This window comes from Actinomycetes bacterium (genome assembly GCA_035489715.1).
Classification (GTDB): Bacteria; Actinomycetota; Actinomycetes; order JACCUZ01; family JACCUZ01; genus DATHAP01.
This window is the reverse complement of sequence record DATHAP010000144.1, coordinates 1-2,470: the sequence shown is the minus strand read 5'-3', so window position 1 is coordinate 2,470 and position 2,470 is coordinate 1. Positions and strand designations below refer to the sequence as shown.

General features: G+C 74.2%; 4 protein-coding genes. 2 read left to right on the top strand and 2 right to left on the bottom strand.

Annotated elements, in window-relative coordinates; translation table 11 throughout:
* Positions 1 to 856, bottom strand: an 856-nt coding sequence (locus tag VK640_11640; GenBank protein HTE73835.1) for a phosphoribosylaminoimidazolesuccinocarboxamide synthase, incomplete at its 3' end; no start/stop codon positions are given.
* 17 nt (positions 857 to 873) lie between these two features.
* Here VK640_11640 and VK640_11635 point away from each other — a divergent pair.
* Together VK640_11635 and VK640_11630 are read left to right on the top strand one after the other, a co-directional pair.
* Entirely contained in the window at positions 874 to 1,059 is a 186-nt protein-coding gene (locus VK640_11635; GenBank protein HTE73834.1) for a hypothetical protein, read from the top strand.
* A gap of 87 nt (positions 1,060 to 1,146) precedes the next feature.
* The gene (locus VK640_11630) at positions 1,147 to 2,142 is read left to right on the top strand and encodes a hypothetical protein (GenBank protein HTE73833.1); all 996 of its coding nucleotides are present in this window, start codon (positions 1,147 to 1,149) and stop codon (positions 2,140 to 2,142) included.
* Here the strand turns inward: VK640_11630 and VK640_11625 are convergent.
* A partial coding sequence (locus tag VK640_11625; GenBank protein ID HTE73832.1) for an MFS transporter occupies positions 2,100 to 2,470 on the bottom strand: 371 nt, incomplete at its 5' end. The two genes, VK640_11630 and VK640_11625, sit on opposite strands and share 43 nt — an antisense overlap.

The following is a 2,470-nucleotide window of genomic DNA, read 5'->3' as shown; positions in this document are numbered from 1 at the left end:
CCTGGTGGGGCCGGAGACCGCCGCCGAGCTCGAACGCCTCACCCTGGCCGTCTACGGCCGCGGCGCCGACATCGCCCGGGAGCGCGGGCGGGGGCTCACCGGAGTGCCGGTCCCACCCGGAGGCCGGCGAGGTGAGCCAGTCACGGACGTACTGCTTGTCGTAGGACGGCTGCGGCCTCCCCGGCGCCCACTCGTCGGCCGGCCAGAACCGGGACGAGTCGGGGGTCAGGACCTCGTCGCCGAGGACGAGGCTGCCCTCGGTGTCGCGGCCCAGCTCGATCTTGGTGTCGGCCAGGATGATGCCGCGCTCGCGCGCGAGGTCGCGGCCGCGGGAGTAGACCTCGAGGGTGATCCGGCGCAGCTCGGCGGCCACGTCGGCGCCGACCACGTCGACGACGGCGTCGTACGACACGTTCTCGTCGTGCTCGCCCATCGCCGCCTTGGTGGCGGGGGTGAACACCGGCTCGGGCAGCTCCGAGCCGTCCTCGAGCCCGGGCGGCAGGGGGACCCCGCAGACCGCTCCGGTGGCGCGGTAGTCGACGAGGCCGGACCCGGCCAGGTAGCCGCGCGCCACGCACTCGACCGAAAGCATGTCGAGGCGACGACACAGCACCGCGCGGCCGGCGAGCTCCGCGGGGACGTCGGTCGACACGACGTGGTTGGGCACCAGGTCGGCCAGCTGCTCGAACCACCACAGCGACAGCTGGGTGAGCACCGCGCCCTTGTCCGGGATCGGCGTCGGGAGCACGAAGTCGTAGGCGGAGATGCGGTCGCTCGCCACCATGAGCAGCAGCCCGTCCGGCGTCTCGTAGAGGTCCCTGACCTTGCCGCTGCGCAGGTGTCGGAGGTCCGTCACCGGGCAAGTGTCGCAGCATGAGCGAGTCCTTCTCCGAACCTGCCGGTGACGACACGGCCGAGCCCGACGTCGAAGAGAACGAGGACCAGGTCGAGCCGGCCGACGGGTCCGAGTACGTCGGCCGGGTGGCCGGCGACGACCGCGGCTACGCCGACGAGCAGGGTGCGGAGGCGCGCGCGGCCGGCCAGGCCGAGGACACCTAGACGAGGTCCTCCGGAGACGATGCGCGGTCACCACACCGCGTCGCGTCTCCGGAGCGCCAGGCAGGTGCGGCACTAGGCTGGCCGGCCATGGGTCGCAGGCGACGCGTGGCCGCGACGGTCCTGCTGCTCGTGGCCCTGACGGCCGGCTGCGGCGGTGACGGCTCCGGATCGGACGAGCCGGGCGCAGACGCCGGCACGTCGTCCGGCTCGACCCCGGCCGGCTCGCCGCCGGCATCCGGGCTGCTCGGGCCGGTGGGGTTGGCGCAGGCCGCCGACGGCACCGTCTGGGCCGCCTGGTCGGGCAGCGACGTCGTCGCGCCGCTCGAGGGTGCCGACGCCCGGCCGGGCCGGCCGGTCGAGGTCGGCGACACCCCGCTGCGCATGGCACTGCTCGACAACGTCCTCTGGGTGACGACGATCCGCGGCGGCGAGCTGGTGGCCGTCGACCCGGCGACCTCCTCAGTGGTCCGTCGGGTGACTCTCGGCGAGGAGCCCGAAGGCATCGCGACGCTCGACGGACATCTCTTCGTCGTGCTGCAGGCCGGCCAGGCGCTGGTCGAGGTCGACCCGGCCGACGGTGCGCTGCTGCGCCGCTACGACGTCGGTGGCGCGCCGCGGACCGTGGCCGCCGGCGACAGTGCGCTGTTCCTCGGCGACCACGACGGCGGCCGCGTCGTGCGGGTCGACCCCGGACGCGAGGAGCGGGTCACGCCCAGCGCGTCGGTGTGCGCCGGCGTGCAGGACGTCCAGGTGCTGAACCGCACCGTGTGGGCGGCGTGCATGACCGACGGCACGGTCGTCGGCCTCGACCCGACGTCGCTCGAGGTCACGTCGACGGTCGAGGTCGAGGGCGGTCCCGACGGCCTGGCGCCCGGGCCCGGCGCGGGTCTGCTGGTGAGCCTGCAGGACGGTCCGGGGCTCGCCGTCGTCGACACGTCCAGCGGTACGTCCGAGCAGGTCTGGACCGGCGCCTCCGGGCAGTTGCTCGACAAGGCCAACACCGATGTGGTCGAGCGCGACGGGACCGCGTTCGTCAGCGACTACCTCGGGGACGCGGTCAGGCTCGTGCGACTCGACGAGTAGAGGAAGACCGCCGCAGCGAGCGCCAGCAGGCCGGCGAGTGGCCAGACCAGGGCGGGCGCGACGTCGTACAGCGGACCACCGGTCGCGGGGCTGGGCATGGTGCCGCTGATCGACGCGGCGCCGTAGGCGCTCTGGTAGCGCCCCGTCATCCCGGCCGGCGCGAGGTCGGCGGCGTAGGCCGTCACGATCGGCTTGTAGAGCATCTCCCCCACGGTGATGACGAGGACCGCGACCACGGCGAGTGCGAGATCGGGTGCAAGACCGAGCAGCAGGTAGGCGACGCCGACCAGGGCGATGCCGGCCGCGACCACCGGCGCGGCCGGACGGT

Excerpts from the sequence above, each read along its gene's own strand:
- VK640_11635 (HTE73834.1), top strand. The coding sequence starts at position 874 with ATGAGCGAGTCCTTCTCCGAACCTGCCGGTGACGACACGGCCGAGCCC.
- VK640_11630 (HTE73833.1), top strand. The coding sequence starts at position 1,147 with ATGGGTCGCAGGCGACGCGTGGCCGCGACGGTCCTGCTGCTCGTGGCC.